Annotated in this window: 20 protein-coding genes; 16 read left to right on the top strand and 4 right to left on the bottom strand. The window is 72.3% G+C overall.

Annotated elements, in window-relative coordinates:
- Positions 1-15 precede the first annotated feature (15 nt).
- Positions 16-1,575 carry a multiple monosaccharide ABC transporter ATP-binding protein gene (gene mmsA / locus BCR15_RS10605; RefSeq protein WP_068752161.1) on the bottom strand — a complete coding sequence of 520 codons (1,560 nt, stop codon included), beginning with the start codon at positions 1,573-1,575 and terminating at the stop codon, positions 16-18.
- Between the two features lie 266 nt (positions 1,576-1,841).
- Here mmsA and BCR15_RS10600 point away from each other — a divergent pair, with 266 nt between their 5' ends.
- Genes BCR15_RS10600 through BCR15_RS10590 form a run of 3 tightly spaced genes read left to right on the top strand, consistent with a single transcriptional unit; the run spans position 1,842 to position 4,788 of the window.
- Complete coding sequence (locus BCR15_RS10600) at positions 1,842-3,017, top strand: ROK family transcriptional regulator (protein ID WP_068752160.1); 1,176 nt, start codon at positions 1,842-1,844, stop codon at positions 3,015-3,017.
- A 5-nt stretch (positions 3,018-3,022) separates the two neighbouring features.
- Positions 3,023-3,772, top strand: a complete 750-nt coding sequence (locus BCR15_RS10595) for an ATP-binding cassette domain-containing protein (RefSeq protein WP_228383393.1) — start codon at positions 3,023-3,025, stop codon at positions 3,770-3,772.
- Entirely contained in the window at positions 3,769-4,788 is a 1,020-nt protein-coding gene (locus tag BCR15_RS10590; RefSeq protein WP_068752158.1) for a LacI family DNA-binding transcriptional regulator, read from the top strand. Before BCR15_RS10595 ends, BCR15_RS10590 begins: the two co-directional genes overlap by 4 nt.
- A 1-nt stretch (position 4,789) precedes the next feature.
- On the opposite strand, the gene BCR15_RS10585 is transcribed toward BCR15_RS10590, so the two are convergent.
- Both BCR15_RS10585 and BCR15_RS10580 read right to left on the bottom strand, forming a co-directional pair.
- Positions 4,790-5,086, bottom strand: a complete 297-nt coding sequence (locus BCR15_RS10585; RefSeq protein WP_068752157.1) for a hypothetical protein — start codon at positions 5,084-5,086, stop codon at positions 4,790-4,792.
- Positions 5,083-6,318 (bottom strand): inorganic phosphate transporter, encoded by a 1,236-nt coding sequence (locus BCR15_RS10580; RefSeq protein WP_068752156.1) that lies wholly within the window; start codon positions 6,316-6,318, stop codon positions 5,083-5,085. The genes BCR15_RS10585 and BCR15_RS10580 overlap by 4 nt, the downstream gene beginning before the upstream one ends.
- A gap of 160 nt (positions 6,319-6,478) precedes the next feature.
- Here BCR15_RS10580 and BCR15_RS10575 point away from each other — a divergent pair, with 160 nt between their 5' ends.
- From BCR15_RS10575 to BCR15_RS10535, 8 genes are all read left to right on the top strand, one after another.
- On the top strand, positions 6,479-7,174 hold the full coding sequence (locus BCR15_RS10575; RefSeq protein ID WP_068752245.1) for a M48 family metallopeptidase: 696 nt from the start codon (positions 6,479-6,481) through the stop codon (positions 7,172-7,174).
- Entirely contained in the window at positions 7,171-8,106 is a 936-nt protein-coding gene (locus tag BCR15_RS10570) for a 3-methyladenine DNA glycosylase (RefSeq protein ID WP_197971761.1), read from the top strand. The genes BCR15_RS10575 and BCR15_RS10570 overlap by 4 nt, the downstream gene beginning before the upstream one ends.
- Positions 8,107-8,389: 283 nt before the next feature.
- Positions 8,390-9,337, top strand: a complete 948-nt coding sequence (locus tag BCR15_RS10560) for a L,D-transpeptidase family protein (RefSeq protein ID WP_068752153.1) — start codon at positions 8,390-8,392, stop codon at positions 9,335-9,337.
- A gap of 107 nt (positions 9,338-9,444) precedes the next feature.
- Positions 9,445-10,380 (top strand): DMT family transporter, encoded by a 936-nt coding sequence (locus BCR15_RS10555; protein ID WP_176715228.1) that lies wholly within the window; start codon positions 9,445-9,447, stop codon positions 10,378-10,380.
- A 27-nt stretch (positions 10,381-10,407) separates the two neighbouring features.
- Entirely contained in the window at positions 10,408-13,563 is a 3,156-nt protein-coding gene (locus tag BCR15_RS10550; RefSeq protein WP_068752151.1) for an ABC transporter permease, read from the top strand.
- Positions 13,560-15,974, top strand: a complete 2,415-nt coding sequence (locus BCR15_RS10545) for an ABC transporter permease (protein WP_068752150.1) — start codon at positions 13,560-13,562, stop codon at positions 15,972-15,974. Before BCR15_RS10550 ends, BCR15_RS10545 begins: the two co-directional genes overlap by 4 nt.
- On the top strand, positions 15,971-16,891 hold the full coding sequence (locus tag BCR15_RS10540; RefSeq protein WP_068752149.1) for an ABC transporter ATP-binding protein: 921 nt from the start codon (positions 15,971-15,973) through the stop codon (positions 16,889-16,891). Before BCR15_RS10545 ends, BCR15_RS10540 begins: the two co-directional genes overlap by 4 nt.
- Complete coding sequence (locus BCR15_RS10535) at positions 16,888-17,553, top strand: ABC transporter ATP-binding protein (protein ID WP_068752148.1); 666 nt, start codon at positions 16,888-16,890, stop codon at positions 17,551-17,553. The genes BCR15_RS10540 and BCR15_RS10535 overlap by 4 nt, the downstream gene beginning before the upstream one ends.
- On the opposite strand, the gene BCR15_RS10530 is transcribed toward BCR15_RS10535, so the two are convergent.
- Entirely contained in the window at positions 17,550-18,185 is a 636-nt protein-coding gene (locus BCR15_RS10530) for a hypothetical protein (protein ID WP_078920287.1), read from the bottom strand. The genes BCR15_RS10535 and BCR15_RS10530 overlap by 4 nt on opposite strands.
- An 86-nt stretch (positions 18,186-18,271) precedes the next feature.
- On the opposite strand from BCR15_RS10530, the gene BCR15_RS10525 reads away from it, so the two are divergent.
- The 5 genes from BCR15_RS10525 to BCR15_RS10505 all read left to right on the top strand — a co-directional run bounded on the left by BCR15_RS10525 (position 18,272) and on the right by BCR15_RS10505 (position 25,821).
- The gene (locus BCR15_RS10525; RefSeq protein WP_078920288.1) at positions 18,272-19,165 is read left to right on the top strand and encodes a DUF4192 family protein; all 894 of its coding nucleotides are present in this window, start codon (positions 18,272-18,274) and stop codon (positions 19,163-19,165) included.
- Between the two features lie 45 nt (positions 19,166-19,210).
- Complete coding sequence (locus BCR15_RS10520) at positions 19,211-20,131, top strand: carbohydrate kinase family protein (RefSeq protein WP_068752145.1); 921 nt, start codon at positions 19,211-19,213, stop codon at positions 20,129-20,131.
- An 80-nt stretch (positions 20,132-20,211) separates the two neighbouring features.
- A complete protein-coding gene (leuS, locus tag BCR15_RS10515; protein ID WP_068752144.1) occupies positions 20,212-22,683 on the top strand; it encodes a leucine--tRNA ligase in 2,472 nt (823 codons plus the stop codon).
- A 61-nt stretch (positions 22,684-22,744) separates the two neighbouring features.
- On the top strand, positions 22,745-23,509 hold the full coding sequence (locus tag BCR15_RS10510; RefSeq protein ID WP_068752143.1) for a helix-hairpin-helix domain-containing protein: 765 nt from the start codon (positions 22,745-22,747) through the stop codon (positions 23,507-23,509).
- Positions 23,509-25,821 (top strand): ComEC/Rec2 family competence protein, encoded by a 2,313-nt coding sequence (locus BCR15_RS10505; RefSeq protein WP_078920289.1) that lies wholly within the window; start codon positions 23,509-23,511, stop codon positions 25,819-25,821. Before BCR15_RS10510 ends, BCR15_RS10505 begins: the two co-directional genes overlap by 1 nt.
- The last annotated feature ends 3 nt before the right edge of the window (positions 25,822-25,824 follow it).

Here is a 25,824-nt window from a genome sequence, read left to right as displayed (position 1 = left end):
CTAGTCCGTTTCAGGTCAGGCCGACAGCGCTGCGGCTGAGGTGGTGCTGGTGGTGGTCATTCGTCGCATGAGGGTCTCCTGGTCGGCGTCCGCTGCCGCCAGCTCGCCGGTGATCCGGCCCTCGCAGATGGTGTAGATCCGGTCGCAGATGCCGAGCAGCTCGGGCAGTTCGGAGGAGATCACCACGACCCCCTTGCCCGAGTCGGCGAGCGCGTGGATGAGCTTGTAGATCTCGTACTTGGCGCCGACGTCGATCCCTCGTGTCGGCTCGTCCAGGATGAGCAGCTGCGGTTCGGGATACATCCACTTGGCGAGCACCACCTTCTGCTGGTTCCCGCCGGAGAGGGTGGAGACGCCGACGTCTACGCTCGGCGCCTTGATCCGGAGCTCCTTGCGGTACTTCTCCGCGACGGCGGACTCCTTGCGTGGGCTGAGCAGGAACCGCGACACGATGTCCTTGAGGTTGGCGGACACGATGGTGCTCTTGATGTCGTCGATCAGGTTGAGGCCCAGCATCTTGCGGTCCTCGGTGACGTAGGCGATGCCCTGGTCGATGGCCTGCGCGACGGTGTGGGTCTCGATCCGGCGCCCGTCGAGGTGCATCTCGCCCGACAGCCACCGCCCGTAGGAGCGGCCGAAGATCGAGCGGGCCAGCTCGGTGCGGCCGGCGCCCATGAGGCCAGCGAAGCCGACCACCTCGCCCGAGCGCACCGTGAAGGCGGCGTCCTTGACGATGAGGCGTCCGGGGATGGACGGGTGTTCCACGTTCCAGCCGTTCACCTCGAACAGGACATCGCCGATGTGGGGCGTGCGGGTGGGGTAGCGGTTCTCGATGGAGCGACCGACCATGGCCCGGATGATGCGGTCCTCGTCGACGTGGCCGGCCACGACGTCGTAGGTCTCGACCGTGCGCCCGTCCCGGATGACGGTGACGGCGTCGGACACGGCGGCGATCTCGTTGAGCTTGTGGGAGATCATGATCTGGGTGATGCCCTTGGCCTTCAGGCCGCGCATGAGGTCGAGCAGGTTGCGCGAGTCGTCCTCGTTCAGCGCCGACGTGGGCTCGTCCAGGATCAGCAGCTTCACGTTCTTGGCCAGCGCCTTGGCGATCTCGATGAGTTGCTGCTGCCCGACGCCGAGGGTCTTGATCGGCGCATCGGGGTCGATGTCGAGGCCGACGCGGGCCAGCAGGTCGAGCGCCCGGAGCCTAGCGGCCTGCCAGTCGATGAGCAGCCCGGAGGTGACCTCGGAGCCGAGGAACAGATTCTCCGTGACCGACAGCTCAGGGATCAGCGCCAACTCCTGATGGATGATGACGATGCCCTGCTCCTCGGAGGCCTTGATGCCACCGAAGTGCATCTCCTTGCCCTCGAAGACGATCTGCCCGTCGTACGTCCCGTGCGGGTATACCCCCGACAGCACCTTCATCAGCGTCGACTTGCCGGCGCCGTTCTCGCCGCAGATGGCGTGGATGTCACCCCGGCGCACGTTCATCGTGACGCCGTCGAGAGCGCGCACGCCCGGGAACTCCTTGGTGATGTTCAGCATCCCCAGCAACACGTGACTGTTGTCCATGTCCTACCCGTGTCTCCTTCGACTCCGCGGGTGTTGAGCGACTAGTCAGTGTCGCCGTCCCCCGATGGATTGAACGTACGGGCCGCCCAGCCTTGGCGTCAACTCTTGAATACAAGCGTTATCAAACCGTGATAAATGGAATCGATGCCATAGGCTCTGACTAGGGTTAATACCTGTTCATCGCTAACACCAGCGGCGCCGGCCGTTAGTTTGGGAACTGAACGCAACTCCTGGGTTCACGCTCAGCCAGCTGCTAGCCTTCAAGCGTGAACAGGGTCGTCGGAGCGCCGGGCTCGCAACCCTCGCTGCGCGAGGCCAACAGCTCCCGCATCATTGAAGCTGTGAAGGCGTACGGCCGGATCACGCAGGTGGAACTCGCCAGCGTCACGGGGCTGTCGCCCGCCACGGTGTCCAACATCGTGCGCCAGCTGCTCGACCAGGACGTCGTGGAGACCACCGCCACCACCCGCTCCGGGCGCCGCGCACAACTGGTCGCCCTGAAGACCTCATCGGCGCTCGCGGTGGGGATGCACATCGGCCGGCGCTCGCTCGAGCTCGTCATCGCGGACGCGTCGCTTGACGTGCGGACGGTGAAGCGCCTCCCACTGCCCCCGGACCACCGCTCCGACACCACGCTCGACCGGGCGGCCCTGCTGATCTCCGACATGGCCGACGACGTCGGCGCGTCGATGGACCAGATCGGCGGGGTCGGCCTGGCGCTGCCCTCCAGCGTCGGGCGGGAGGGTCGGGGCGCGGCCTTCCAGCTGCCGGGATGGGAGGAGCTCGACGTCGACCAGCTCCTGTCCGCCCGTATTCAGCGGCCGGTCCTGGTCGTCAAAGAGGCGGACGCGGGGGCGCTGGCTGAGTCCCGCCTGGGTTCCCTCCGCGGGGCATCCTCAGCCCTGTACGTGTACGCGTCGCACACCACCGACTCGAGCTACCTCGTCTCCGGGACACCCCTGGCGGGCTTCCGAGGCGCAGCCGGGGCGCTGGGGCACGTCCGGGTCGCCTCGGCCGGCCAGATCTGCCGCTGCGGGGCCCGTGGCTGCCTCAACACCGTGGTGGCGGGGGAGGCGCTGGCCGAACTGGTGCGGCTCAGCCACGGACCCATGGATCTGCGGGGGATCGTCAAGGCCGCGGCGGACGGGGACCCCGGCTGCCGGCAGGTGGTCGCGGACGCCGGGAGCGCCATCGGGGCGGCGGTGGCCGATCTCGCCACCGTCGTTGCGCCGGAGCGGATCACGTGGGGCGGCGAGCTCGCGGCGGTGGGGGAGCCGTTCGTGGCGGCGCTGCGGGAGTCCGTGCGGGCGCGGCCCCTGCTCCCGTCGCCGGACGAACTCCTCGTGGACCCCGCGTTCCCCACGGAGGGCTGTTCCAGAGGGGCGCTCGTGGCCATCCACGACGCCATCAACGCGGGTGTGGGCGTAACGGTGGAAGGATGACTCACATGGAAGATGCGCCGTTGCTGACGCTGAGGTCGGTGAGCAAGCACTTCGGCGGTGTCCAGGCCCTGGTCGACGTCGATCTGGAGGTCCGCGCCGGGGAGGTCGTGGCCCTCGTCGGCGACAACGCCGCAGGCAAGTCGACCGTGGCGCGGATGATCTCGGGCATCTACCAGCCCGACGGCGGGCAGATCTATCTCGACGGGAGGGCTGTCACTATCGCCTCGGCCCAGGCGGCCTTCGCGATGGGGATCGCCGCGGTGTTCCAGGAGTTCGCGCTGGCCGAGAACCTCGACGTCACGTCGAACATCTTTCTGGGACGTGAGCTCAGCTCGTCCGGGCTGCTCGACGTCGATCGCATGGATGACCTGGCGCGGTCCTACCTCGCCCAGCTGAACGCCCGGATCCCGGACCTGCGAACGCCCCTGGTGCAGCTGTCGGCGGGACAGCGTCAGTGCGTGGCGATCGCGAGGACGCTCGTGAGCCGGCCCCGCCTCGTGGTGCTCGACGAGCCCACCGCCTCCCTCTCGGTCGGGCAGACCGCGGAGGTGCTGAGCTACGTGGAGAGCCTGCGCGACATGGGCCTCGGCGTCATCCTGATCAGCCACAACCTCAACGACGTGCGGGCCGTGGCCGACCGGATCGAGGTGCTGCGGCACGGCCGCAACAACGGCTCCTTCGACACCGCCACCGCCAGCTACGAGGAAGTGCTCTCCGCCATCACGGGAGCGACGAGGCTCCGGAGCCACCGATGACGGGAACCCCGCGACCCACCATGAAGGACGTGGCCGCCGAGGCCGGTGTCGCGGTGACGACGGTGTCGCGGGTGATCAACGACGATCCGCGGGTCGCCCCCGAGACCCGCGCTCGCGTCGAGGCCGCCGTCGAGACCCTGCGTTACCAGCCCGACTTCCACGCCGGACTCCTCAGGCGCCGGGGCCGGACCAACACCCTGGGCCTCCTGGTCGGCAACGTCGCCAACCCGTTCTCGGCGGCCGTCCACCGCGCCGTCGAGGACGTGGCGCACGCCCGCCACGTCGCGGTCTTCGCCTCCAGCCTCGACGACGACCCCGAACGGGAGCGCGAGGCCGTGGCCGCGTTCCTCCGGCGGCGGGTCGACGGCCTGATCCTCACCACCATCGGCCACGACCACGGATACCTCGAGCGGGAGATCGAACACGGCACGCCCGTCGTGTTCGTCGATCGCCGCCCGTCCGGGGTGGTCGGGGACACCGTGATGTCGGACAACTACCGGGGCGCGCGGGAGGCGGTGGCCCACCTGGCGAGTCACGGGCACCGTCGCATCGCGTTCCTGGGCGACGACGAACGGATCTTCACCGCGCGGGAACGTCTGAGAGGGTTCGTGGACGAGTGCCGCCACCAGGGGATCGAGGTGGACCCCCGGCTGGTGCTCGGTGACCTGCGCGGGGAGGCTGCGGCGGCGGCCGCCGTGGCGCGGCTCCTCGCCGATCCGGCGCCGCCCACCGCGCTGTTCACCGCCCAGAACGTCATCACCGTGGGTGCCATCGGCGCGCTGCGCGAGGCGGGCGCCCAGCACACGACGGCTCTGGTCGGCTTCGACGACATCCCGCTCGCCGCGCACCTGATCCCGCCGGTCACGGTGGTGGCCCAAGATCCCAGGCGCATCGGCCGGGAGGCCGCGACGATCGTGTTCGACCGGCTCGACGGCGTGACGACGGCCGTCACGGAGGTCGTGGTGCCGACGACCATGATCATCCGCGGGTCAGGGGAGATCCCCCCGAGTCAGTGACTCACTTGGGCACGAACGCCGGCACGATGCCGTCGAAGACCAGCTTCGCGCCCAGACCGTGGGCCACGATGACGCCGATGCCCGCGGCGATGGCCAGCACGACCACGCCGAAGCAGAAGAACGCCACCACCTTCGCGGCGGGATGCGGCTCGTGCAGGGTCGCGTCGGCGTCGCCCCCGACGCCGTAGGACAGCGCCCTGATGCCGAGGGCGAAGATGGCGGGGAGCCCCGCGCCGAGCAGCAGCCCGACCCACAGCACGTTCCACGCGCCCTGCAGCGCCAGCCAGAGGTTGTTCATGCCTTCGTCTCCTCGCGGACGCCGTGATGGGGGACCGGGCGGTCGGTGACCTGCTCGACCCAGTCGTCGTTGACGTTGCGATGGTCAACGGCGGTGCGCAGCGACCGCAGATACATCCAGGCCGCCGAGGCGACGAGGATCGCGGTCACGACGAGGGCACCGGCCAAGCCCCCGACCGAGTGGCCGACGAACCACACGATCGCGCCGACCGTGCCGGCTGCGGGCAGGGTGATGAGCCACGCCAACAGCATCCGGCCCGCGATGCGCCAGTTGACGGTTGCGTCCTTCTTTCCCAGCCCGGTGCCCAGGATCGACCCGGTGGCGACGTGGGTGGTGGACAGCGCGAAGCCGAGGTGACTCGAGGCGAGGATCACCGCGGCGGAGGAGGACTCGGCCGCCATGCCCTGCGGGGAGGCGATCTCCACCAACCCCTTGCCGAGGGTGCGGATGATGCGCCACCCGCCCAGGTAGGTGCCCAGCGCGATGGCCACGGCACAGGCGACCTTGACCCAGAACGGCACTGACTCGAGGTCCGTCCATGACCCGGTGGCGATGAGCGCCAGGGTGATGACCCCCATGGTCTTCTGGGCGTCGTTGGTGCCGTGCGCGAGAGACACGAGCGATGCCGACCCGATCTGGCCCCAGCGGAATCCGGATTCGCGGTACTTCTCGGCGACGCCCCGGGTGATGCGGAAGATCAGCGACGTGCCTACCGCCGCGATGACGACGGCGATCACCGGCGACATCAGCGCGGGCAGTACGACCTTGCCGATGACACCGTCGAGCTTCGTGCCGTCGCCCACCCACTTGACGCCCTCCACGCCGAGGCCGGCCATGGTGGCGCCGACGAGGCCGCCGAACAACGCGTGCGACGAACTGGACGGGAGGCTGAACAGCCACGTCAGCAGGTTCCAGACGATCGCCCCGACGAGTCCGGACAGGATGATGAGGAGGAGGGACAGGCCGCCGTCGGCGATCAGCTCCGGTCTGGGGGCCCCGGTCTTGTCCTGGATGTTGACCACGGCGTTGGTCACCGTGAGCGCCACCTCGACGGACAGGAATGCCCCGACGAGGTTGAGCACGGCTGACAGCGCGACCGCCGTCTTGGGGCGCAGCGCCCCCGTCGCGATGGAGGTGGCCATGGCATTGCCGGTGTCGTGGAATCCATTGGTGAAGTCGAAGACAAGGGCGACGACGACGACGAGCGCTAGCACGATCAACTCGGGGGGCACGGGTCCAGTCTGCTACGTGGCGGGCGGGATCGCGCAATCGGGGGCAGGTTACGGCAGCGACAGGCTCACCGGCAGGCCTGCGCCATGAAGCTCATGTGAACAGTGGGCGGCGCGGGCCGGGCGTCGATTCTGTCGGAGGCGGCGACCTATCATGACCGGCATGTCCGCGCGCACCGTCTCCACCGCCGTCCTGCGCCTCGACGGGAGACTGATGGAGGTGTCCTACAAGCCCATCAAGAACCTCCGACTCCGCGTGCTGCCCCCGGACGGCCGCCTGGCGGTGTCGGTGCCGCTGGGGGTGCCGCTGGAGCGGATCGAGGACTTCGTCATCGCCAACCGCGCGTGGATCGCCCGCTCGCAGACCACGGTCCGGATGGCCGCCCCGGCGCAGGAACCGCTCACGGACGGGGGCAGGGCACGGCTCTGGGGCCGGTGGCACGAGGTGTCGGTGGCCGGCGGGTCCAAGGCCTCGGCCCGGCGCGACGGCGGCGTCCTCCGGCTGGTGGGCAAGGACGACGCCGCCCGCCGTCGGGCGCTCGACGGGCTCTACCGCCGCGAACTCGCCCTGGCGCTCGAGCCGCTCCTCGACCGGTGGTGCGCGCGGGTCGGACGCTCTCCCTCGTCGGTCCGCTGGCGGCGCATGACCAGCCGGTGGGGGACGTGCAACACCCGCACCGCCGTCGTCACGCTCAACGTCGCACTCGCCGAGCTCGAGCCGTGGGCTCTGGAGTACGTCCTGGTGCATGAGCTGGTCCACCTGCACGAGCGCGGCCACGGCGCCGGCTTCACCCGGTGGATGGACGCCCTCCTGCCGGAGTGGCGGGTCCGCCGGCGTGCCCTGCGGGGACGGCCGTGATCGTCCTGGAACGCGCCGACTGGCAGGCCCGCGCCGAGGCGCATGCCAGCGCCGTCGAGGCCGAGCTGGCCGACGTCGTGGCGCGGAGGGACAGGGGAGTCAAGCACCCCGTCGACGACTTCCTGTTCCACTACTACACGCTGCGGCCGTCGCAGCTGGCCCAGTGGCATCCGGGCGCGGGGGTGGCGCTCGCCGACGCGGCCGAGTACGCGCGGGCGGGGCGCTACCGGGTGCTCCCGTCCGGCGCGGTCACCCTGGACGGCGACGCCTTCCTGGCTCAGCGCGGCGGGACGGTGCGAACCGCGCTGGATCTCCTGACGGCGACGGAGGCGGCTCCCGCGCGCTTCGGCTGCTTCGGCATGCACGAGTGGGCGATGGTCTACCGGCTTCGCCCCGACGAGAGCCGCCACCCGTACCTGCCGCTGAGATACCCGCCCGCCGAGATCGCCCGGATCGTCGAGGAGGTGGGATGCCGCTGTACCCACATCGACGCGTTCCGCTTCTTCACGCCCGCGGCCAAGCCGCTCAACCTGCTCCACCCGACCCGCGAACGGCAGGCGGAGTTCGACCAGCCCGGCTGCCTGCACGTCAACATGGACTTGTACAAGTGGGCGGGCAAACTCACTCCCGCCGTGTCCTCAGACCTGGTGTTCGCCACGTTCCGGTTGGCGCGCGACATCCGCGCGGTGGATATGCAGGCCTCCGCCTATGACCTCACCGGGTGGGGATATGAGCCGATCCCGGTCGAAACCGCCGCTGGCCGCGCCGACTACGTGGCGCGCCAACGGGTGTTTACGGAGCGGGCGGCCCCGCTGCGCGGTGCACTGATCGACTCGCTGACGGCCCTGTGCAACCGGGGGCGGGTCCCCGGGCGTAGTGGGAGTGAGGAGACGGGCGTGTTGAGGACCGGCGCGACCCCACCTCCCGCCTAAGCTGCCGCTGACACGTCAGCGCTTCCCCTACTGTGAGGTCACCATGTCCGCTCTGCCCACCGCGCGGAGGATCGTCACCAGCCTGGCCGTCGCCGTCGCCCTCGCCACCGGCGCGTGCGCTCCGGCCGGGCTCGCGCCCTCCGCTGTGCCCAGCGCCACCGTGTCCCCCCGGGCCCCGCAGCCCGGGTCAGACGACGCACCGCCGCCCAGCGTTGAACCGAGCCCGGCACCGGAGCCCGAGCCCAGTGTCGAGCCCACTCCCAGTTCCGAGCCGACTCCCAGTGTGGAGCCGAGCCCGACCACCGATCCCACCGCGACCGCCCCACCGACGCCGTCGGCCCCGCCCGCGCTGATGGCGCTCGGTGACGAGGGTGACGACGTCCGCGCGCTGCAGCACCGCCTCCAGCAGATCCAGTGGATGGAGGGACCCGTCTCCGGCACGTACGACGATGCGACCCGGTTGGCCGTCGAGGGCTTCCAGGCCAAGCGCGGCATTCCGGTCACCGGCCAGGTGGACCAGACGACGCTGGACCGCCTCGTGGCCATGACGCGGGAACCCACCCGCGACGAGATGTACAACATCATGCGCCCCGGCCCGGCGCTCCTGGCCGAGGGTGCCACGGGTGACGCCGTGAAGGACCTTCAGGCCCGGCTCAAGCAGATCGGCTGGTATGCGCCCAAGATCGACGGCATCTACGGCCCGAAGACGGCCGAGGCGGTCAGCGGATTCCAGGGCAAGCGGCAGATCCCGGTGACGGGTGAGGTCGACCAGCGGACGAAGGACCGGCTCTACGCCATGACGCGCAAGCCGACGAGCGACGAACTCAACAACATCGTCGCGACGCCGAAGCCGTCATCGATGACGCTGGACGACCGCTGCCTGAGCGGCCGCGTGATCTGCATCTCGAAGTCGCAACGCCGGTTGGCCTGGGTGGTCGACGGCAGCATCCGGATGACGATGGACGTGCGGTTCGGCTCCGAGCTCACCCCCACCCGCAACGGCGTCTTCTCGGTGTACTGGAAGTCACGCGACCACGTCTCGAGTCTGTACGACACGCCCATGCCCTACGCGCTGTTCTTCAGCGGTGGGCAGGCGGTCCACTATTCGGCGGACTTCGCCCGCAACGGATACAACGGCGCCTCCCATGGCTGCGTCAATGTCCGCGACAAGGCGGCCGTCGCCGCGCTGTTCGACACCGCGCGGGTCGGTGACAAGGTCGTCGTCTACTGACGTCACCTGAGTCCCGTCGGACTGAGACCACAGTCCGACGGGATCGACGCGACCGAGAGGTAGGCTCGTCGGAGTCATTTGAGTGAAAGGCGGATAGCCGCGTGATCGTGCTGGCCATCGGAATGCAGGTGGTGTCCTCGTTCCTCTTCGCGAGCGGGGCCATCCTCCAGAGCCTCGGAGTGAAGTCGACGTTCCACCCCTCGGCGACGGCGTCGTCGAACAAGCTCACCTTCGCCGGGCTGCTGAAGCTGTTCACCATCCCGAAGTGGCTGCTGGGGCTGACGTTCGTCTTCATGGGGGCGGCCATCCACCTCGTCGCGCTGTCCTTCGCACCGGTGGCGGTGGTGCAGCCCGTCGGCATCCTGGCGGTGCCCTGGTCGGTGCTGCTCGCCGCGCGCATCCACAAGCACGCGCTCAGCCACAAGATGTGGATCGCCGTGGCGGTCACCGTCGCCGGCGTCGTCGGGTTCACCGTGTTCTCGTCGCTGTTCGCGACCGGGGAGAAGCAGGTCGAGTTCGCGCCGATGTTCATCGCCTTCCTGGTCGTGTGCGCCATCTGCGCGGTCCTGTCGTACCTCGCCACCAAGGCCGCCCCGTGGGCGCGGGCGATGATGTGGTCCTCGGTCGGCGCGACCTTCTACGGCCTGGCCTCGGGGTTCATGAAGGCGGCCATGGACCTGGTGCTCAAGCACGGGCAGCCGTTCGGCGGGTTCGAGGTGCTGGCCACGGTGCTCATGATGCTGGCCTGCTACGGCCTCGGCGTCTGGATGATCCAGCAGGGCTACGCGTCGGGGCCCGCCGAGATCACCGTCGGCACCATGACCACGGTCGACCCGTTCGTCGCCGTTCTCTTCGGCCTCATCGTGCTCGGAGAGGGCATGGACATGGGCGTCGGCCCGGCGGTCGGCATGGCCGTGACCGGCGCGATCGCGGTCTACGGCGTCATGTTGCTGTCCAAGGACCATCCCGATGCCGTCGAGGAGCGACGACTGGCAGCCGAGATCGGCGCCCCGGAGCCGGCTACGGTACCGCCTGGCAGCTGACCGGCCCCGCGGGGCTAGGGTGCGAGGATGCAGTGGACCGGCTGGGGCGTCGCGCGCGTCCGCGCGCGGCCCGCGCTCCCCGCTGTGCTCATCGGCCTGGTGGTCATGGCCGCAGCCGTGCTGGGCGTCGTCGCCGGTCTGACCGATGCGGTCGCCTCAGCCGCGGCCCGGGACGCTCTCGCTGGTCCTTCGCCCGCGACCCTCACGGTCCGGGCGCGGGCGGGGTCCGACATCGACGCCCAGGACCGCCGGGCACGCTCGGCACTCGAGGCCGGTTTCGCGCCCGCGCGAGTGGTGGTGACCACGTCGATCGACGCCGAGCCGGTGCGGGTCGGTGAGGCGCGCGTCGTGGCGCGCCATGCCGGGTCCGGAACCGAAGGACTTGCCCTGACGGGACGGGAACCCTCCGCCGACGACGAGGCAGCGCTCCAGGCCGACGCGGCCCAGCGCCTGGGCGTCCGGCCCGGTGACACGATCGAGGTCGGGGGGCGGCTGCTGACCGTCACCGCCACGTGGCGGCCGGTCGATCCGTCCGAGTCGCGCTGGGTGGCCGATCCGCTGGCCGTGCGGGGCGCCGAGGGGGCGCTCATCGGCCCCCTCCTGGTGTCGCGGACGGTCATCACCCAACTCCCCGGCACTCCGGTGCTCGCCTGGTTCCTGGAGCCGGCGCTCGACCGCGTCGAGGCGGACGACTTCGCGGCGCTCAGCTCCGGGGCCGTCCGGGCCAAGGAGCTGGCGGAAGTCGCCGACGACACTGGCCGCGGGGTCACGGTCCACGGGGCACTGGCCGATCGGGTGGCATCGGCGGCCGCGGGCTGGGCCGACGCGCGCCGCCTCGGGATCGTGCCGATCGGCCTGGCGTGGGCCGTCGCGGCCGCGGCCGTCGGTCAGGTGGCGCACGTCGTCGCCCTGGCGCGCGCGAGGGAGACCCGCCTGCTCCTGGCGCGCGGCGCTACCGTCGCTCAGTGGACGGGGGTCGCCGCTGTTGAGGCGGCGCTCGTGGTGACGGTCGGTGGGCTCGCGGGGGCCGGCGTCGGCGTCGCCGCGCTGCGCGTCCTGGCCGGCTCCTGGGCGCAGACGCCGCAGGTGCTGGTGGGTGCGGCGGTGGGCGCGGCGACGGCGTTCGCGGCGCTGGTGGGCGTCGGGGCGGCGCACGCGGGCATGGCGGTGAGGTCGGGGGCGGCCGCCCAGGGGCGGCGCGACGTCGCTGCCGCTCTGGCTCGGATCGGGGTGTCGCCGGCCGGACCCGTGGTGCCGTCGCGCGGAGTCGTGTCCTGGCTCGCCGGGGCGCACGTGCTGCGTGGTGCCGCCACCGCCACCGTCCCGCTGGTCCTGTCGATCCTGGCGCTGGGCGGGGTCACGATCACCGGACTGTTCGGCGGGGCCAGCCGCGCGGTCGGCGCGGACATCGCGGCGTTGGAGCGCGGCGCGGACCTGCGTGCGGTCCTGGGCGGGCCTCCCGCCGGCGGCATGCCGGCGCTGCCGGACCTGGGAACGTCCACCACGATCGCCGGCTCCAGCCCGGCGTGGGTCGACGAGACCGCGATGGTGGGCGACGTACCGGTCAAGCTGGTCGCCGGCCCGGTGGACCGCCTCGGCGCCGCGGCCGCGCTGCCGGCCGGACTCAGCCTGCCCCCGGAGCTCGCCGATCACGAGCCCCCCGGACCGCTGCCCGTCCCAGACGGCGCCCGCGAACTGACGGTCCGGCTGACGGGGGGACTCGACCTCGACCCGTGGCAGCTGGCCGCCGCCAGGCAGCTGCCCGAACTGGGCCGGCGGCAGGCCGAGGCGCCCTACGTGGTCGACCCCGTCGCGACGGCCCGGGACCTGACGCGCGACGAGCTCGAACGCCTGCGCGAGGGGGCCGACGCCAGGGTCGAGGTCCTCATCCGCGACACCAGCACGGGGATATCCCGTCGGATCCCCGCGGTGGACCTGGCCGTGGGGGGCCTCGATCTCGTGTGGGGAGACACCGTCGAGGCGCGGCCCGGCCGGATCGTCGCCGCTGAGGGCACCGTCACGCTCCCGGAGAGCGGGACGCACGTCGTGGACGGCCTGCTGCTGCGGGTCAGTGGCGGGCCGACGGGGGCCACCGTCAGGCTGACGGTCGCGGTGAGCGCCGATGGGATGCCGCTGCGGCCAGGAGCATCGTGGACCTCGGACGTCGCGGTGCCGGAGACCTTCGCCGGGCCGTACCGGCGGCTGATGGCCGAGACCCCGGTGGAGGTCGGCCTCACCGAGACCGTCTCCGACGGCGGGCTGGCGGGCGTCGCCGTCGCCACCAACCGACCCGATGTGCCGCCCCTCCTCACATCCGCAGCGGGCGGCTGGCAGGTGGTGGGCGAGCCGTGGGCGCTGTCCACGGTGCGCATGGGGCCCCAGATCGCGTTCACCGGCCGCGATCCGGCCGCCGCCGTGACCCCGGCCGGCGCCGTGGCGGTGCCGGTGGCCGTCACGCCGGCCACGGCGGAGGCCGCGGCCCTGGAGGTCGGCGACACGTTCGACGTCGACGCGTTCCAACGGCGCATGCCCGCCGTGGTCGCCGCCGTGACGTCGGCGGTGCCCGGCACCACCGACGCGCACGCGGTCCTGGCTGACTCCCGGGCGGTGGCGAGAGCGCTGGCCGCGACGCTGGATCCGATGCCGTGGCCTCGGGAGGTGTGGGTCCGCACCGACGACGTCGCCGCCAACGCGGGCCGCATCGCCGCCCTGCCCGGCGTCGAGACCGTCGTCGTGGCGCCGCCGGGATCTCCCGTCGCGGAGCTCGCCCGCCGCACCTTCTGGGCCGGAGCGGCCGGTGGTCTGATCCTGGCGATCGCGGGCATCCTGGCCACGCTCGTGGCGCAGGCCGACGCCCGGCGCGGCGAGGTGGAGATCCTCGTCAGACTGGGACTGGCGGGGGCCGCCCAGGGGCGCAGCCGGGCGCTGGAGCACGGCGCCGTGCTGGTGGTGGCGGCGCTGCTCGGCGTGCTGGCCGGCACCGCGGCCGGACGGGTCGGGGTACCACCTCTCGTGCGGACCGCGGTGGGCGCTGACCCGGCGTGGCCCGTGCCGCTGAGCCTCGACACCGGGCCCTTCGGCGTGCTGCTGGCTCTCTTCGCCGCCGGGGTGGGCCTCGGGCTGGCGATGGTCGTGCGAACGGTCTCGCGCCAGGCGGCGCGGGTGGGGCGGGGGCACGGATGACTCCGCTGAGCTGGATCGTCAGTCGGCTCCGCGCCGGTCTGGCGCCCGTCGTCGCCGTCGCGGTCGCCGTCGCGGTGACCGTGGCGCTGATCGCCGCCCTACCCAGGGTCGTCGCGGACCTGGCGGGCCGAGCCACGTCCGGGGCGTTCGCCACCCTGAGCGCGCGGGAGGGCGATCTCATGGCGCGCTGGCGGGGCGCCCCGGCGGCGACCGCGACAACGACCGACCCCGGCGCCGCCTACCTCGAGGCGGCGGAGGACCTCAGACAGGCCCAGCCGCGGCCGTTGCGCGACGTTCTCGTGCCGCCGCAGCTCCTGGGCGAGCTGGGATTCCCCCTCTCCGTGACGCCTCCCGCGTCCTCCGGGTACCACCGCCTCACCTTCGCGGTCCTCGTGGACGCGACGCTGGAGGAACACACCCGCCTGGTGTCCGGGGCATGGCCCCGCCCACCGGACGCCGCGGATCCCGTGACGGAGGCCGTCGTGCTCCACGACGCCGCCGAGCGCCTCGGGTGGGTTCTGGGCAGCGAGCCCCTCCCCGGCATCCGCCTCGCGGGGACGTTCCGCCCGACGGATCCGCACGACCGCAGGTGGGAACAGGTCCCGCGGGGCGTGCGCTACGCGGAGCTGGTCGATCCCAACCTCGGCACCGAGCTGGTGTCGGCCGTGTTCGTGGACCGGCGGGCCCTGGCCGTCGGAGTATCGGGGAAGCGACCCCAGATCATCCACACCCTCTGGTACGGGATCAGTGCGGACACAGAGAGCGCCGGGCTGGACGCCGAGGTGCTGGCGGGGCAGCTGACTGCCACGCTCGCGCGCACGCACGACCTCACGACGGACGGGCGGCTCTCGATCCGGCTGTTCTCCGAGCTCGGCGACGTGCTCGACGCCGTGTCGGTGCAGCAGCGGACCCTGACGGCGCTCGTCCTCGCGATGGCCGCCGGACCCGTGGGGCTGAGCATCCTGCTGGTGTGGCTGGCGGCGGTCGGAGTCCGGGCGAGGCGGGCCACGGTGACCGCGCTGGTGCGGGCCCGCGGCGCCTCCCCCGGACAGCTGCGGGCCTGGGCGCTGACGGAGGGGGTCGCGTTGCTGCTCGTCGGCGGGCTCGCGGGGTACGCGGTGGTCGATGCGGCCCTCCCCGGCCCCGGACGGGGCGCCGGCGTCGGCTCCCTGTCGGGAACGGACGCGCTGGCCGCCGTGGCACCCACCCTGCTCACGGTGGCCGGCGGCATCCTCGTGTGGCGGCTGCGGCAGGGGGTGCTGCGTCTCCTCGTCGGTCCGCTGCGGACCCGCCGGTCGCTGCCCGGGCTGCTCGGAGTCCTGCGCGCCCTGCGGGGCTCCGGCGGAGCCCTGCCGCTGATCGCGGTGCTGCTGGGCGTCTCCGTGGCCGTCGTCGGCGGCACGGTGTCGGCGAGCCTCGACGCGACGGCGCGCGACGCCGCCTGGGGCCTCAACGGGGCGCCGGTGCGGATCGCGGGACCCCGGATGACCGACGACGTCGTCGCCCGCATCGAGTCGGTCGACGGCGTGGCATCCGTCGCGCGGGTGGCCCGGGTCGCCGACGCCGTGCCCCTCCAGCTGCCGGAGCAGACGATCCACGTCGGCGTGTGGGCGGCGGACGACCATCTACTCGACGCCTACCGGGGGAGTCCCGTGGACCCGGGTCTCCCGCCGGCGCTGTTCGGCTCCGCGGACGGCGTCGCGGCCGTGGTCGGCGGCCTGGTACCGGAGGGGGCGACCGGCGGGAGGCTCGGCTCCGTCGGACAGGTGCGTCTGCTCGGGCACCGCGACCTGCTGCCCGGGATCGCCACCCCGGACGCCTGGGCCCTGGTGTCCTCGGAGGCGTGGGCATCGGCAGGCGGCGAGGCGCCCACGGCGACCATCGCTCTGGTGGCGGTGGCGGACGGCGCCCGGGCCGACGAGGTGGCGTCCGCTCTGCGGGTCCAGCTGGACACTGCGGTGGTGAGCACGGCCGAGGAACAGCTGCGCGGGCGACACGTCCCCGCGTCCCTCGCGTTCGCGCGCCTGGCCACGGCCACCGGGCTGGCGACACTTGTGCTCATGACGGGCGCAATCCTCGCGGCCGACGCGGTCGGTGCGGCGACGAGACGGGACGCGACCGCCCGGCTACGCGCACTGGGGGCGCCCGACCGCGACATCCGGCTCAGCGTCGTCTGGGAGACGGCTCCGGGCCTCCTCCTCGCGGTCGCGAGCGGCATCGGGCTCGGCATCGGCGCCGCGGCGCTCCTGCTGGGATGGCTCGACTACGGATTCATCACCGGAGCCCGGCGCGCCCGGCTCGCCCTGGACCCGGCATGGCTCGCGGCCGTGCTGGGTCTCGTCCTGGTCGCGCTCGCGGCCGTCATCACCACCGCCGCCCGACGGGCGGCCCGAGAAGGGGAGGCGCCATGACCCCCACGTCCACCCGCCCGCCGAGCCGGGACCACGCGGGGCCCGACATCTGGTGCGAGGACCTGGTGCGCATCTTCACCACCGAGGGCGCCGAGGTCCAGGCGCTGCAGGGACTCAACCTGGTGGTCGAACCGGGGGAGGTGGTGGCCCTGGTCGGCGCCTCCGGATCCGGCAAGTCGACGCTGCTGGGCATCCTGTCGGGACTGGATCGGCCCACGGGGGGCCGTGCCCGCGTCGCGGGCCATGACCTGACGGCGATGCGTCCCCGTCAGCGGATCTCGTTCCGGAGGCACAGCGTGGGGTTCATCTGGCAGCAGACGAGCCAGAACCTCGTCCCACACCTGTCCGCGGCGGACAACGTGATGCTGCCCATGATGATCGCGGGCCGACGCGACCGGGCCGCGCGTGCGCACGATCTGTTGGACATGCTGGGCCTCGCGGACCAGTCCCGCCGGCTGCCGCCGGAGCTGTCGGGCGGCCAACAGCAGCGGGTGGCGATCGCGACGGCCCTCGCCAACGCGCCCGACGTGCTCCTGGCCGACGAGCCGACCGGCGAACTCGACGACGAGAACTCCGCCGCGGTCCTGGAGGCGCTGCGGGGCGTCGCCCAGCTGACCGGCACGACGGTGCTGATCGTCACACACGACCCGACTGTCAGCGATCACGTCGAGCGGACCGTCCAGATCCGCGACGGCCGAACGTCCACGGAGGTCGTCCGGAGATTCGACGCCGCCGGACGTACGGAGGCGTGGGAGGAGTACACGGTCATCGACCGCGCAGGCCGGATCCAGCTCCCCAAGGCGCACGTCGAGGAGCTCGGCCTGCGCGACCGCGTCCGCCTCCGCCACGGAGACGGGCACGTCGAGGTCTGGCCGGCCACCCGGGATCCGCGACATGGTGCGGAGGAGGGGTCATGACCGACGGCGGGTCGCTGCGGGGTGTGTCGCTGCGCCGCAGCTTCGGGACGGGAGTCGGCCGGGTCGACGTGCTGACCGGGCTGGACATCGCCGTCGAGCCGGGCGCCCTCACCGTCGTCACTGGGCGCTCCGGGGCCGGCAAGACGACACTCGTCAACATCCTCGGGGGCCTGGACCGGCCAGATTCCGGCCGCGTCCTGCTGGGCGACGAGGTCCTCAGCGAAGCGCCGCGCGAGCGTCTGTTGGAACTCCGGCGGACCCGGATCGGGATGGTGTTCCAGGACTTCGGTCTCATCCCGGTGCTGACCGCCGCGGAGAACATCGAGGTGCCGCTGCGCCTGGCCCGTGAGGAGCCGCGGCGTCGCGACGCCCGGGTCGCCGAACTGCTCGAACGGATGGGTCTCTCCCGGCACGCGCGCCACCTGCCGTCCCAACTGTCGGGGGGCCAGCAGCAGCGCGTCGGCATCGCCCGTGCGCTGGCCGCGGCTCCCACCGTGGTCCTGGCGGACGAGCCGACCGCGCAACTCGACCAGGAGACGGCCGCCTCAGTGCTCGACCTTCTCGTCGACCTCACCCGGGAACGGGGGTTGGCGACGCTGGTGACGACCCACGACCCGCTGGTGGTCGCACGGGCAGACCAGGTGATCCACCTGCACCACTAACCCGGGACGGGCAGCGCGTTGAGCGCCACCGCTCCCGACGGCGTCGACAGCACGATCGTGGAGTCGGCCTGCGGCATGGGGAAGACGACGTCGGCCTCGTACGGCGTCCCGGCGCGGACCGTGAAGGGGGCGGGGTTCAGCGCATCGAAGGCCTCGCGCGTCTCGTTGGTGAAGGCGAAGAGCCCGAACTGGTACTCGCCGCGTTCGATCTCGACCCGGACGCGGATCAGCAGGCCCTCGGAGGTCCACTCGTGGCGCACGATCTCGAAGATGCCGTCGCCGTTGCCCTCGAACGGGATGTAGTTACCGGTCCGCGACGGCGAGGCTCCGGAGGTGGGGGCCGCCGAGCCCGACGGCTGAGGCTCCTGTGATCCACCGCCCACGAACTGCATGCCGAGGACGAGTGCGGCGATCACGACGATGATGCCGACGACCGCCCACACCACCGGACCGGTGGGGCGGGGCGGGCGGAGTTGTTCGGGCGGGGGCGGGGGTGGGGGAGCCTCGCCGAACGGCCGCCGCGGATCGCGGCCCTGCGCGTCGTGGAACTGTGGCGCCCGATGCCCAGGGTCCTGGTGGGCCCAGGGCGAATCCTGCCCGCCGCCGGGGGGCGGCCACTGCTGCGAGTTCATAGTCCCGCCAGCCTAGCCGCGCGAGTTGTCCACATCCTCGGCATCCGTGTGGCATAACGCCCGATCGAGTGCCCCACCACGGGGCCATGAGCACTCCAGTGATCCGCGGCTCGAGCCGAGCCGACCTTCTCGCCATGCCCGCCGTCCTCCTGGGCTTCCATCCGACCGACTCGTGCGTCGTCCTGGGCTTCGAGGGGTCCATGGTGGCCTTCTGCGCCCGCCTGGACCTCGACTGGTTCGTCACGCACTTCGACCAGGTCGCCGACCAGATCGTCAGCGCCTCCAGCCAGGTGCCGGGGTGCCGGTTCGCGCTCATCGGCTTCGGGGACCCCGATCTCGCCAGCCTGTCGGTGGTGGAGATGGCCGGCGTGGTGGGGGAGTCGCGGACCGTCGACCTCCTCGTCACCGACGGTCGGACGTACTGGTCGCTGGTGGACGGCCTCGAACCCCAGGAGTTCACGTTCGACACCAGTTCGGTCGCCGCACAGGCGGTGTACGAAGGGGTGTGCATCTCGGCGGACCGGGCCGGGGCGGTCGCGCCGGTCGAGACCTCCGATCCCGCCCCCGAGGAGCTGGTCACCAGCTCTCGCGCCGTGGTGGCCTCGATGAGCGACCAGGAGACGATGGAGCTGCTGGCGGACCTCGTGTCGTCCGCAGAGGCGCTTCCCGCGGCGCGGGCGCTGCTGCTCGCGGTGCTCGTCGAGGACGAGGACCGGATGGCCGCGGTGCTGACCCAGCTCACCCGGGCCACGTCCGAGGTGGCCTGGATCAACCTCGCGGCGGCCCGACGCGTGGCGCCCCCCGAGTCGGAGGCCAACGTGCTGGCGCTGCTCGGGATGGCCTCGTGGCTGAGCGGGCACGGGGCGGCCCACACGTCGTGCCTGGAGCAGCTACAGCGCATCGCCCCGGGTCACGCCGTCGGCTCCCTGGTCGAGATGGTCCACCGCGACGGCATTCCTCCGCGCCGGTGGGACGAATGACCGGGCGAGTGCGCAGCGTCGGGGGGTGTGCCCTAGGGTGCTGCCATGCGTTTCGTCGTGTGCGGGGAAGCCCTGATCGATCTGATGCCGGAGGAGATGATCTCCCCGGCCGAGAGCCGCTGGATCGCCAGATCCGGCGGCGGCCCCTTCAACACAGCCACCGCGCTGGCCAAGCTCGGCCTCGACACGCGGTTCCTCGGGCGCCTCAGCACCGACACCTTCGGCCGGCAGCTCCGCAGCCACCTGGAGGGCGCCGGCGTCGACCTCTCGATCGCCGTCCCCACGGAGGATCCGACGTCGCTGGCCGTCGTCTCCCTCGACACCCAGGGGCGGGCGAGCTACCACTTCCACTTCGCCGGGACCTCCGCGTTCAACTGGGCGCCGGGTGAGCTGCCGGACCTCGACGCCGACGACTGGCTGCACTTCGGGTCCATCGGGGCGATCATTGCCCCCGGCGCCCGGCAGGTCCTGGACTTCGTGCGACGCACGGACGCCGGGGTCAGCTTCGACCTCAACGTCCGGCCGTCGACGCTGCCGGACCGGGCGGAGTACTTCGGCCTCATCTCGGACCTGCTGACGGCGGTCGGGAAGAACGGCGGGATCGCCAAGGCATCCGACGAGGACATCGCCTGGCTGGTGGACGACGACAGCGACCCGCTCGGCTACGCGGAGGGCTGGGCGGCCGAGTACGGACTCAGCATGTTCATCGTCACGCTGGGCCCCGACGGCGTCGTCGCGGTGAAGCCCGACGGCCGCCGGATCCAGGTCCCGGGGCGCCGGGTCGACGTCGTCGACACGGTCGGCGCGGGTGACACGTTCATGGCCGGGTTCCTGTCGGCCTACGCCGAGGACCCCACGGACGTCGAGGCGGCGCTCGCCCGTGGTGTCGCCGCCGCCGCCATCGTCTGCACCCGCAAGGGAGCCCAGCCGCCCACCGCCGCGGAGGTCGACGCCCTGCTCGTCTGAGCGCGTGCGAGACGCCGTCCGCGGGCCGGTATATTGAGGCACCGCGCCGCTGGCGCACGTGTGACGCCCGAAAGCAGGAGATGGTCGTGAGCCAAGAGGCTGGTCAGTACGACAAGGTCCAGGCCCAGGAGAAGTGGCAGGCCTTCTGGGAGGAGGACGAGACCTTCCGCCCCCGCGACGACGGCAGTCGCGAGCGCCGCTACGTGCTCGACATGTTCCCGTACCCATCCGGTGACCTACACATGGGGCATGCCGAGGCGTACGCCATGGCGGACGTCATCGCGCGCTACTGGCGGCTCAAGGGCTACGACGTCATGCATCCCATCGGGTGGGACTCCTTCGGGCTCCCCGCCGAGAACGCGGCTATCAAGGCGGACACCCACCCCGCGACGTGGACCTACAACAACATCGAGACGCAGGCGCGCTCCTTCAAGCGCTACGGCCTGAGCTTCGACTGGAGCCGTCGGCTGCACACCTCCGACGAGGACTACTACAAGTGGACCCAGTGGCTGTTCACGCGGTTCTACGAGCGCGGACTGGCCTACCGCAAGGACTCCTTCGTCAACTGGTGCCCCAAGGACCAGACGGTGCTGGCGAACGAGCAGGTCGTCGACGGCCGGTGCGAGCGGTGCAAGACCGAGGTGACCAAGCGCAAGCTCAACCAGTGGTACTTCAAGATCACCGAGTACGCCGAGCAGCTCCTCGACGACATGACCCAGCTCGAGGGAGGCTGGCCCGACCACGTCCTCGCGATGCAGCGCAACTGGATCGGCCGCTCCGAGGGCGCCCACGTCGATTTCCGGGTGGAGGGGCGAGGGGAGCCCATCACGGTCTTCACCACCCGCCCCGACACCCTGTTCGGTGCGACCTTCATGGTCGTGGCCCCGGACGCGCCGTTGGCGGCGGAGCTCGTCACCGACGAGCAGCGGCCGGCCTTCGAGACCTACCTCGAGCAGGTCAAGAAGGAGACCGAGATCGAGCGCCAGTCCACCGAGCGGGTGAAGACCGGCGTGTGGCTGGGCCGCAGCGCGATCAACCCGGTCAACGGGGAGGAGATCCCGATCTGGGCCGCCGACTACGTGCTCGCCGACTACGGCACCGGCGCGATCATGGCGGTCCCCGCGCACGATCAGCGCGACCTCGACTTCGCCCGGCAGTACGGGCTGCCCGTCCGGACCGTCATCGACGTGGACGGGACCGATCCGGCCGACACCGGCATCGCCACCAGCGGTGACGGCGCCTACGTCAACTCCGGTCCGCTCACCGGACTGGCCGACAAGGCCTCCGGGGTCGCCCGCATCATCGCCCAGCTCGAAGCGGATGGTCTGGGCACCGGCACCATCCAGTACCGGCTGCGGGACTGGCTGCTGTCGCGCCAGCGGTTCTGGGGCTGCCCCATCCCTGTCGTGCACTGCGACACGTGCGGCGAGGTCCCGGTCCCGGACGACCAGCTGCCCGTGCGCCTCCCCGACCTGCGCGGGGCGGCCCTCGCGCCGAAGGGGACCTCTCCGCTGGCCGCCGCCACCGACTGGGTCGCGACGACCTGTCCGACCTGCCACGGACCGGCCAAGCGCGACACCGACACGATGGACACGTTCGTCGACTCGTCGTGGTACTTCTTCCGCTACTGCTCGCCGGGCTACGACAAGGGCCCCTTCGACCCCGAGGATGTCCGGCGCTGGATGCCGGTGGCGCAGTACGTCGGCGGCGTCGAGCACGCGATCCTGCACCTGCTCTACATGCGCTTCTTCTCCAAGGTGCTCCGCGACATGGGCCTGGTCGACTTCGACGAGCCCATGCTGCGGCTCCTCAACCAGGGCCAGGTGATCAACCAGGGCAAGGCGATGAGCAAGTCGCTCGGCAACGGCGTGGACCTCGGCAAGCAGATCGACGAGTACGGTGTCGACGCCGTCCGGCTCACCATGGTGTTCGCCGGACCCCCGGAGGACGACATCGACTGGGCGGACCTGTCGCCGGCGTCGAGCCTGAAGTTCCTGCAGCGCGCCTACCGCATCGCCTCGGACGTCGCCTCTCCGGTGAACGCCGATGTGACCGCCGGTGACGCCGCGCTGCGGAAGGTGACGCACAAGTCCATCGCCGACGTGTCGATGCTCATCGAGTCCGGCCGGTTCAACGTGGCCGTGGCCCGCGTCATGGAACTCGTCAACGCGACGCGCAAGGCCATCGACGGCGCCACGGGGCCCGCCGATCCCGCCGTCCGCGAGGCCGCCACCTTCGTGGCTCAGGCGTTGAGCGTCGTGGCGCCCTACGTGGCTGAGGAGATGTGGGAGGTGCTCGGCCACGCACCGTCGGTGGCCAGCAGCGCCTGGCCCGTCGCCGATCCCGCGCTGACCGCCGACGACACCGTGACGATGGTGGTCCAGATCCAGGGCAAGATCCGCGCCAAGATCGACGTGCCGGCCGCCATCGCCGAGGACGAGGCCCTGGCGCTGGCCCTGGCGGACGCGGGCGTCCAGCGGTCCCTGGACGGGCGCGAGGTGGCCAAGGTCATCGCGCGGCTGCCCAAGATGCTGAGCCTCGTGCCCCGCTGAGGTTCTCCACAGCTCGCTGATCGCCCGGCAAACGGGCGCGGTCACCGCCTAACACGGTGGCATGGACCCCCAGCAGGCCGACGAGGTGGCCCGCGCCCGGCTCGCCTACGTGAGCGCGGGGCGGCCGCCGCTGGGCGCGCCCCGCCGGGCCGCCGCGGAGCCGCCGCCAGACTCCCAGGCGCCGCCGCGCGCCCCGACGCCCCCGCCCGACGCTCTGGGGCCTCCGCGGCGCCTCACGCGCCAGCACGTCCTCGTCGTGGCGGTGCTCCTGCTCTGCGCAGTGGGGGTCGCTGTCGCCGCGCTCAGCAGGTCAGAGGCGACCGAGATCCCCGTCCCCTCCGCCACACCCGCGGTGTCGGTCGCGGCGGCGACCCCGTCGCCGCCGCCTCAGATGCGGATCCACGTCGCGGGGCACGTGGCGACGCCCGGGGTCGTGACGCTGCCCCCGGGGTCCATCGTGCTGGACGCCATCGAGGCCGCCGGGGGACTGGCGCCATCGGCTGACCCGGACCAGCTGAACCTGGCCGCCCCGGTGTCGGACGGCATGCAGATCCTCATCGGCTCGGAGGACCAGCCACGCGGCGACGTCCGCGCCCCCGGGACGGGCTCCGAGGCGGGGGACGCTGCGGGTCCAGGAGTGGACCTGAACCGCGCCACGGCCGACGACCTCGAACAGCTGCCCGGGATCGGCCCCGTCACCGCGGAGGCGATCATCGCCTGGCGTGAGGAGAACGGCCCCTTCACCGTCGTGGAGGAACTGCAGGAGGTCAGCGGCATCGGGCCCAAGACCTTCGAGAAGCTTCAGCCACTGGTGCGGGTGGGGTGATGCGCGACCAGGACTGGCGGCTGGTGCCGGTGGCGGCAGCCGCCTGGGGTGCGGCGTGGCTCGGGACCACGGGCTGGCGCCCCGACGCGGCCACCCTGACGGCCCTCACCGTGGGGCTGGGCCTCATCGCGCTCGCCGCGGCCCGCCTCCGCCGGACATGGACCTGCGTGGCGGTCGTCGTCTTCACCGTGACGGGTCTCTTGACGGGGACGCGGGCGGCGCAGCGGCACGACTCGCCGGTCTCGCACCTTGCCGCCGCCCGCGCCACGGCCACCGCCGAGGTGTCGATCCGCGCCGAGGCGCGCAGGTGGGACCAGACCGTCGTGGCGGACGGGACGCTGCTCCGCCTCGACGCCCGGGGCCGCGGGCTCCGGACGGCGATGCCGGTGACTGTGCTGGCGACAGGGGACGCAGCCACCGGCTTGCGTTCCGCCGTCCCCGGTGCCCGGTACCGCATGGTGGTCAGACTCGCCCCGCCCACGCCGGGGGACGCCGACGTGGCCGTGCTCAGGCTGCGCTCGGAGCCCGAGCTGGTGACCGGTCCGGGGGTGTTCGACGCGACGGCCACCGCGATGCGATCGGGGCTCCGGGGCGCGGTGGCCCACTCGCCGCCCCGCCAGGCCGCGCTCGTACCCTCTCTCGTGGTGGGCGATACGTCGGGGGTCGATGACGACATGCGGGCGCAGTTCCAGGTGACGGCCCTCACCCATCTCATGGCCGTCTCCGGCGCCAACCTGACGCTGATGCTGAGCGTCATCCTGGCGGCGGTCCGCGGCCTCGGGGTGCGCGGGTGGTGGGTGCGGGCCGCGGCCGTGGCGGGCGTGCTGGGCTTCGTGGTGGTGTGCGGCCAGGAGCCGTCCGTGCTGCGCGCAGCTGCGATGGGGCTGGTGGGGCTGGCCGCCGTCGGGGCGGCCTCGGGCCGGCGCAGCCTCAGGGCGCTCAGCGTGGCCGCGCTCGGCCTGCTGTGGCTCGACCCCTGGCTGGCGAGGTCCGCGGGGTTCGGGCTGTCAGTGGCGGCCTGCAGCGGGATCGTCCTGCTGGGCCCCGCCCTGGTGACCGCACTCACGTCCTGGGCGCCGAAGTGGGTGTCCGAGGCCGTGGCGATCCCCCTGGCCGCTCAGCTCGCCACCCAGCCGATCGTGACGGGACTCAGCGGTGAGGTCTCCCTCGTGGGCATCGTCACCAACGCCCTCGCCGGACCGTTCGTCGGCCCGACGACGGTCCTGGGATTCGCCGCGGCGCTCCTGTGGTGGGCGCCGTGGCTCGCGGCGGGGCCGGGGTGGCTCGCGGGGTGGTGTGCCCAGCCGATCATCTGGCTCGCGGAAGGCGGTGCGGCGCTTCCCGGCGCCTCGCTGCGCTGGCCTCCCACCGCACTCGGCGTCACGGGCGTCGCGATCGCCGCCGGTGCGCTCGCCGTCGTGCTTCCGGTGCTGCTGGCGAAGCGGCTGGCAGCGCTCGGCATGGCCGCGGTCCTGGTGACCGTCACCCTCGTGCGCCCGGTGACCCCCGGGTGGCCCGGCCCGTGGTCGGCGGTCTTCTGCGACGTCGGGCAGGGCGACGCGACGGTGCTCACCACGGGCGGGGGCGGAGCCGCCCTCGTCGACACCGGTCCGGAGCCGGGCCCCACGCTGGCCTGCCTCGAGGACCTGAGGGTCCGCCGCGTGCCGCTCCTGGTCCTCACCCACTGGCACGCCGACCACACCGGGGGCGCGGCCGCGGTCGTCGAGCGATACCGGCCGGAGCTGATCCTCACCCGTTCGGGGCCGGCACCCGAGTGGCTGCGGCATGCGGCCGGCGCCGCCGGGAGCCAGGTGAGGGCGGCGCAGACCGGTGACGTCGTCCGTGTGGGGGACCTCGTCTGGACCGTGGTCTCCGCCTGGCAGCCGCCAGGGGATCCCTCCGTCGAGACGGAGGGGGAGGGATCAGCCGAGAACGACGCCTCCGTCGTGGCGGTGGCCCAGACGGGGGACGGGCTGCGGCTGATGCTGGCCGGGGACGCGGAGCCGGCCGGGCAGGCCGTGGCTCTGCGTGCGGCCGCCCGGGCGGGCGTGGACCTGCGCGCGCATGTGCTCAAGCTGCCGCACCACGGATCGTCCCGGCAGGAGCCGCGGCTGTTCGACGCGACCGACGCGGTGGTCGCGGTGGCGAGCGCGGGCGTCGACAACGACTACGGGCACCCGTCCGCCGCGGCCCTGCGGTTGGCGGCGGACCACGGCATGGCGACGGCGAGAACCGACACCCAGGGGGCGGTGGCGGTCCACCGTCGGGAGGGCGCCGTCGTCGTGACGACGCAGCGGCGCGGACAGGAGTGAGGA

The sequence above is a fragment of the Tessaracoccus lapidicaptus genome (genome assembly GCF_001693815.1).
GTDB classification, from domain to species: Bacteria; Actinomycetota; Actinomycetes; order Propionibacteriales; family Propionibacteriaceae; genus Arachnia; species Arachnia lapidicapta.
Note: the sequence above shows the minus strand (reverse complement) of the source record. Positions and strands in the feature narration are given on the sequence as shown.

What these genes read in the sequence shown, in the direction of transcription:
- BCR15_RS10525 (WP_078920288.1), top strand. Translation starts at nt 18,272, where the DNA reads ATGAGCACTCCAGTGATCCGCGGCTCGAGCCGAGCCGACCTTCTCGCC.
- BCR15_RS10575 (WP_068752245.1), top strand. Translation starts at nt 6,479, where the DNA reads ATGTCCGCGCGCACCGTCTCCACCGCCGTCCTGCGCCTCGACGGGAGA.
- BCR15_RS10545 (WP_068752150.1), top strand. Translation starts at nt 13,560, where the DNA reads ATGACTCCGCTGAGCTGGATCGTCAGTCGGCTCCGCGCCGGTCTGGCG.
- leuS (WP_068752144.1), top strand. Translation starts at nt 20,212, where the DNA reads ATGGTCGTGAGCCAAGAGGCTGGTCAGTACGACAAGGTCCAGGCCCAG.
- BCR15_RS10520 (WP_068752145.1), top strand. Translation starts at nt 19,211, where the DNA reads ATGCGTTTCGTCGTGTGCGGGGAAGCCCTGATCGATCTGATGCCGGAG.
- BCR15_RS10540 (WP_068752149.1), top strand. Translation starts at nt 15,971, where the DNA reads ATGACCCCCACGTCCACCCGCCCGCCGAGCCGGGACCACGCGGGGCCC.
- BCR15_RS10585 (WP_068752157.1), bottom strand. Translation starts at nt 5,086, where the DNA reads ATGAACAACCTCTGGCTGGCGCTGCAGGGCGCGTGGAACGTGCTGTGG.
- BCR15_RS10590 (WP_068752158.1), top strand. Translation starts at nt 3,769, where the DNA reads ATGACGGGAACCCCGCGACCCACCATGAAGGACGTGGCCGCCGAGGCC.
- BCR15_RS10505 (WP_078920289.1), top strand. Translation starts at nt 23,509, where the DNA reads ATGCGCGACCAGGACTGGCGGCTGGTGCCGGTGGCGGCAGCCGCCTGG.
- mmsA (WP_068752161.1), bottom strand. Translation starts at nt 1,575, where the DNA reads ATGGACAACAGTCACGTGTTGCTGGGGATGCTGAACATCACCAAGGAG.
- BCR15_RS10510 (WP_068752143.1), top strand. Translation starts at nt 22,745, where the DNA reads ATGGACCCCCAGCAGGCCGACGAGGTGGCCCGCGCCCGGCTCGCCTAC.
- BCR15_RS10595 (WP_228383393.1), top strand. Translation starts at nt 3,023, where the DNA reads ATGGAAGATGCGCCGTTGCTGACGCTGAGGTCGGTGAGCAAGCACTTC.
- BCR15_RS10530 (WP_078920287.1), bottom strand. Translation starts at nt 18,185, where the DNA reads ATGAACTCGCAGCAGTGGCCGCCCCCCGGCGGCGGGCAGGATTCGCCC.
- BCR15_RS10535 (WP_068752148.1), top strand. Translation starts at nt 16,888, where the DNA reads ATGACCGACGGCGGGTCGCTGCGGGGTGTGTCGCTGCGCCGCAGCTTC.
- BCR15_RS10550 (WP_068752151.1), top strand. Translation starts at nt 10,408, where the DNA reads ATGCAGTGGACCGGCTGGGGCGTCGCGCGCGTCCGCGCGCGGCCCGCG.